The organism is Kiloniellales bacterium (assembly GCA_030064845.1).
Lineage (GTDB): Bacteria > Pseudomonadota > Alphaproteobacteria > Kiloniellales > JAKSDN01 > JASJEC01.
Genome location: JASJEC010000130.1, coordinates 1 through 5473, shown reverse-complemented (window position 1 = coordinate 5473; position 5473 = coordinate 1). Strand labels below are relative to the sequence as shown.

The 5473-nt window shown below is 66.6% G+C and carries 4 protein-coding genes; 1 reads left to right on the top strand and 3 read right to left on the bottom strand.

The window, feature by feature from the left end:
* Positions 1-69 precede the first annotated feature (69 nt).
* Complete coding sequence (locus QNJ67_23855; GenBank protein ID MDJ0612024.1) at positions 70-1485, bottom strand: sialidase family protein; 1416 nt, start codon at positions 1483-1485, stop codon at positions 70-72.
* Between the two features lie 592 nt (positions 1486-2077).
* On the opposite strand from QNJ67_23855, the gene QNJ67_23850 reads away from it, so the two are divergent.
* Positions 2078-3232 (top strand): YbfB/YjiJ family MFS transporter, encoded by a 1155-nt coding sequence (locus QNJ67_23850; protein MDJ0612023.1) that lies wholly within the window; start codon positions 2078-2080, stop codon positions 3230-3232.
* A 58-nt stretch (positions 3233-3290) separates the two neighbouring features.
* Here QNJ67_23850 and QNJ67_23845 read toward each other — a convergent pair whose 3' ends face one another.
* Together QNJ67_23845 and QNJ67_23840 are read right to left on the bottom strand one after the other, a co-directional pair.
* Positions 3291-4043 carry an Asp/Glu racemase gene (locus tag QNJ67_23845; protein MDJ0612022.1) on the bottom strand — a complete coding sequence of 251 codons (753 nt, stop codon included), beginning with the start codon at positions 4041-4043 and terminating at the stop codon, positions 3291-3293.
* Positions 4044-4061: 18 nt separating this feature from the next.
* Entirely contained in the window at positions 4062-5243 is a 1182-nt protein-coding gene (locus tag QNJ67_23840) for a Xaa-Pro peptidase family protein (GenBank protein MDJ0612021.1), read from the bottom strand.
* Positions 5244-5473: the final 230 nt, after the last annotated feature.

Here is a 5473-nt window from a genome sequence, read left to right as displayed (position 1 = left end):
CAAGGAGGGTGAATCACACTTCGCCCCAAAAGGGAATCCCCTAACGATTCCCACTTAAGGCGCGACGCTCTAGAACAGCACGCCGACCGTGCCGTCGTCCGCGACATGGACCGCAGGCAGTTGCGCGAAGCTGGTACCGCCGTCCGGCGTCAGCTCGCCGCCGCCGACCGTGATCTCGTCGGACCAGGTCTCGCCGCCGTCCCTGGACAGCGTCATGAAGACGCCGATGAAGGAGAAGGACGGGTCGACGTTCTGCCAAACCACGTACATAAAGCCGTTGTTCCGATTGAACGCTATGTCGGGAATGCTACCCGCGGCTCTTGTCGTGTTTACGATGGCGCCGCCGGTTACGGCGGCCAATTCCGCATCGACTGAGACGAAGCCGCCGATCGTATTCGAGGGAATCTCTTTGGCATGTTGCTCCCAGGTGTTGCCCTTGTCGAAGGAGCGGATGATGACACGCTCGCGGTAGTCCTGCCCCGGTACAGCAAATACCGCCTGCGATACGTTCACCAAACGGCCATCGGGCAAGACCACGATCTGGTGGCCGATGTTCTGCGCGCCGAAGATGGGGGTCACGTTGGGATCGATGCCGGCTTGTTCCAGTAGCTTCACATCGTTACGGATCTTGTAGATCGCGCGCTCCTGCTCCCAGCTTCTTCCCTTGTTTCTCGACCGGATGAAGAAAGTGTCGCTGTAGAAGAACTGAACCGGAATCGCGCTGTCGTCGGTCGGCAGGACGTCCTTCAAGAGCTGCCAGGTCCCGTACACGAAGCGTCGCTTGTAGGGGTCCGCTGTCATAGTGTTCTTGTCGTTGAATGGCGCGCCGGGTTCCAGCTCCGTGCGGTTGCTCACCACGATGGGATCCGACCAGGTCTTCCCGCCGTTGGTGGAGCGCAGCATGGAATAGGCACTTCGCAAGCTTTCGAAGTCTGGCGGCAGCCTATCCGTCATCAGGCTCATTTGATGGAAGACCGCGCCGTCACCATCGTCGCCATCGTCGTCGTCATCATCGTCGTCGTCATACCGGCCAACCTCTCCGGGAGTGACCGTCAGCCAGGGGTCTGAGGCCCGATCGAAGGACTCGTCGCCCACTTGCAGGCCGCCGGAGCAACGGGTGATCGGTGTGGAGGCCAGAGTCCAGGTCTCCCCGCCGTCGTCCGAATAGAAGGTTGCCGTGCTCTGCGCCGAGCCGTTGCTCCAGCGGTCCTGGTGGACGATGGCTGCCATCTCCTCGGATCGGCCGAAGTCCACGTCCATGTAGGGTTCCGTCTCGCTGTTGCGCCAAACGGTTCCCGTTTGGGGTGTCAGATTACAATCCACCCCTGGCGGATAGGGGCTGAGGCCGGATATCGGCACGATCGGATCGTCCGCGGCAAATGCGCTTTGCCCCAGAGCCAAAACGCCCAGAGTCATGATGGGAAACAGAGCCGTTGTCAGAGACAATCGGCCACACTTCTGCGCTCCCCATTTGTAGCCTTGCATGTTTTGTCCTCCCTATCTTGGGGGCGATTGGATCGAAGACCTTCGCCCCCTACGCCGTCAGATGGCCCAAAGGGACCCCTCTCCGCCGCCGCTTGCCGCCAACCGAGATTGCATCCAGGAAAGCTGAACCCAGCCGCCGCGGCGCACCGACGGAGACCGTCCTCAGAGATTTGCCAATTGCTTGGCACAGAGGACCAGAATCCACCGGGCAGGGAATTTGAACTGGGTCTGTCGTCATCGCTGTCCCGCGCCGCACATCGGCGGCCGTCAGGAGATGCGCCCTAAGACTGGCGCGATATGCATCGTCTTCACGGCGCAGTCGGTGGGTCGGAGCGTGACGCTGCATCACCGGCACACGATCCGAGCGGCAGTTTTTTCCGAGATTTCCCGGATGTTGATTCCCGTATAAGTCGTATCACGAATCAAATCGAGATGCGAGCTCAGGTTGTGGATAAAACTAAATTTTCACTTCTTTAGAGTTGAGCGACCGATTCCCCCAGCGAATGCCCGCTTGCTCGAATCGGGCGAATGACGTGAGCTTGCGGTCGCCGCCCGCGGCGGCCATGCCACAGCCTTCGGAGTGGCCCCTTCGATGGACGGAGCCCGCAGCCATAGCATCGCGCTCGCCCTCGGCGGTTTGATCGCGCTGGCCGCGGCCATGGGCATCGGACGCTTCGTCTACACGCCGATCCTGCCGTTCATGGAGCAGGCCCTGGAACTGACCAAAGCCGAGGCCGGGATCGTCGCCTCGGCCAATTTCCTTGGCTATTTGCTGGGCGCCCTGGGGGCGGCGGCGGATCGTCTGCCCGGCGGACGGCGCCTTTGGTTCCTGGCCGCGCTGGGCGTCAGCGCCGTGACCACCGCCGCCATGGGCCTGGCCACGGCAGTGCCGGTCTTCCTGGTGCTGCGTCTCCTCGGCGGCGTGGCCAGCGCCTTCGTCCTGGTCTTCGGCTCCGCACTGATTCTCGACCGCTTGGCCCAGGCCGGACGGCCCGGCCTGTCGTCGGTGCACTTCGCCGGGGTCGGCAGCGGAATCGCCGTCTCGGCCGTCCTGGTCTGGGGCCTCGGTGCGATAGGCGCCGACTGGCGAGCGCTCTGGCTGGCCAGCGGCGCGCTCTCCCTGCTGGCGCTGCTGGCCGCCCGGGCCCTGGTCCCAGGCGGGGCGGAGGCCGCCGCCCCTCAGGCTGTCGGCAACACGTCGGACGGCATGGACCGGCGCCTGCTGGCCTTGACCCTGGCCTACGGGCTCTTCGGCTTCGGCTACGTGATCACCGCGACCTTCATTTCGACCATGGTGCGCGGCCTGCCGGAGATTGCCGCCCTCGAGGGCCTGGTCTGGCTGGTGGTCGGCCTGGCCGCGGTCCCCTCCGTGGCCTTCTGGGCTTGGCTCGGGCGCCGCTGGGGCAATGACCGCAGCTTCGCCATCGCCTGCCTGGTCGAGGGTTTCGGGGTCGCGCTTTCGGTGCTGGTCACCGGCCCGGTCGCCATCGTCGTCGCGGCCGCTCTTCTCGGCGGCACCTTCATGGGGATTACCGCGCTCGGCCTGATCAATGCCCGGGCGCTGTCCCGGGGCGATCCTCGCCGAGCGATCGCGATGATGACTGCCGCCTTCGGCTTGGGCCAGATGATCGGCCCGAGCTTCGCCGGCTACGCCTACCGCTTCGGCGAGAGCTTCCTGCTGCCCTCCCTAGTCGCCGCCCTGGCGCTGGTCGCCGCCGCCGCGCTGACCTTAAGGCTGCGCTCCTGAGGCAGCGAGCAGCGCGGCAGTCATTCTTCCTCCGGGCGATGCGATCGCCCGCGTCCGATCAGGGCAGCGAACAGCGAAACAGAGATCCGGCGACGGCCTGACCGTCCGGCAGGCCGGCGAGGCGGAGCATGTGCCAGGCCAGGGCTTGGTTGCTTGTGATCACCGGTTTGCCAAGGCGCGTCTCGGCCTCGGCGATCACACCGGTCGCCCGTAGATTGGTGCAGGAGGCGAACACCGCCTCGCATTCGGCCGCCGCACCGACCCGCACGATGGCGTCGAGCACCGAGGCCGGCGCGATGCGCGCGACGACGGATTCCTCGCTCTCCTCGAAGGAGCCAAAGGCGGCGATCTCGAGGCCGGCCTCTTCCAGGTTGCGGCGCATGGCCGCAGAGACCTCCGCAACATAAGGCGTGACGAAGCCGAGCCGCCGCACGTCCAGGGCGCGGCACGCCGCCTTGGTCGCGGTCAGAGGATCGCTGGTCGCGACCCCGGGCCGGACCGAGCGGATCGCTTCCGCGACCGCGGCCTCCCCGATGATGGTCGCACCCGAGGTGCAGGCATAGCCGATCACGTCGAACTCCGCGGTCGGCGGTAGGAGGCGCACGGCGGCGGGAATCTCGGCCTGCATCGCGGCCAGGGTCTCCGGTGTGACCTCGGCACCGCTCGGCACACGGCTGTGATAGAGAACGACGCCTTCGAGAGCGACGAGGCCGCGGAACTCCGGCTCGACGGTCTCGTCCGCCTGCAGAACGATCAGCCCCAGGGTCGCGCGCTGGCCGAAGCCTTCGTCGGAGTCGAATTCGAGCTTCAAACCTCTCTCCCCGGGCGTCTAACCGATGATGGGCAACTCCGGCGGTGCCCGGCGGGTCAGCAGCTCTGGACCGGACTCCCGGATCACGATGTTCTCCTCATGCACCATGACACGGCCGGGGGCGAAGCTCATCCCGGGCTCAAGGGTCAGCACCATGCCCGGCTCCAGCCGCGTCTCGTCCCAGGCCGTGTGCGAGGGCCATTCGGTGAGCTGGCTGCCCAGGCCGTGGCCGAGGCGGCCGACGTCGTTGCCCAGCGCGCCGCCGACCTCGAGGACCGCCTGCATGGCGCGGAAGAGATCGGCACAGGTCGCACCCGGCCGCGCCGCCTTCAGACCGGCTTCCGTGGCCAGATAGGCGACGTCGTAGGCGCGTCGCACCTCGTCATCGGCTTGGGCGAAGGCGAAGTTGCGGTCGAAGTCGCAGAAATAGCCGTCGTAGATTGAGCCGGTATCGAGGATCAAGACGTCGCCCTCGGCGAGCGGGCGCTCCGAAGGCGGCGAGATGATGTCGCCGTACCCGCCGGGCCCGGCGCCCCCCACCAGATAGGGCACGTCGTCGACCCCGCGACGCAGACATTCCATCTTGAAGGCGCGGAAGGCCTCGATCTCGCTCTGTCCTTGATGGAAGAGCTGCGCGGCGTTGGCGAAGGCATCGGAGACCAGGGCGCAGACGTGGGCGATCTTGGCGATCTCGCGCTCGGACTTGACCTGACGCAGCCGGCACAGGATGGCGGTGGAGTCTGCGAACTCGGCCGTCGGCAGCGCCTGGCGCAGGCGCTCGAAATCGCCTAGGGGCATGCGCAGATGGGTCTCCCGCGCCATGGCCAGGCCGATGCGCCCGCCGGCCCCGGCGAGCTCCGAGAGGGCAGCCGCGAGCAAGCTGACGCCGTCGTCGCTGGGGTGCGGTGAGGACCAGGTTCGGATGTCGTCGACCCAGGTTCGGGCCATGGCTTCGGCGCCGATCTCGGGAATGACCGCTACGGGCTTGCCCGCGAGCGGCACCACGAGGAACCAGGGCCGGGTCGGGCTCTGCCAGAACTGGGTCAGGAAACCGGAGAAGTAGCGCAGCTCGACCTCGGTCGTGAGCAGCAGCGCCGCGAAGCCGTCCTCGGCCATCAGCGCTCGGGCCCGCTCCAGCCGGCCTTCGAACTCGCTGTCGGGAAAGCCGCGTGGCGGCGCCCCCGCTGTTCCCTGCGGCACCAGGCGCCTCCTGCCTTGGGATCGCGAAGCGGCGGCCGACGGGGACCGCCCCTGGGCATTGCAGGTTTGAGAGTGGCACGTCCGGGCCCGGCTGCAAACGCTCCAAAGGCAGCAAGCACCCGACGCCCTTCACTCGATCACGACCAGGGTGCGGACCTCGATGCTCTCGCGCGGGGCGGCACCCTCCGGCGTGTTCGGGTCCTCGAAGGCGCTGTGGGGCGTGAAGCGGG

Excerpts from the sequence above, each read along its gene's own strand:
- QNJ67_23855 (MDJ0612024.1), bottom strand. The coding sequence starts at position 1,485 with ATGCAAGGCTACAAATGGGGAGCGCAGAAGTGTGGCCGATTGTCTCTG.
- QNJ67_23850 (MDJ0612023.1), top strand. The coding sequence starts at position 2,078 with ATGGACGGAGCCCGCAGCCATAGCATCGCGCTCGCCCTCGGCGGTTTG.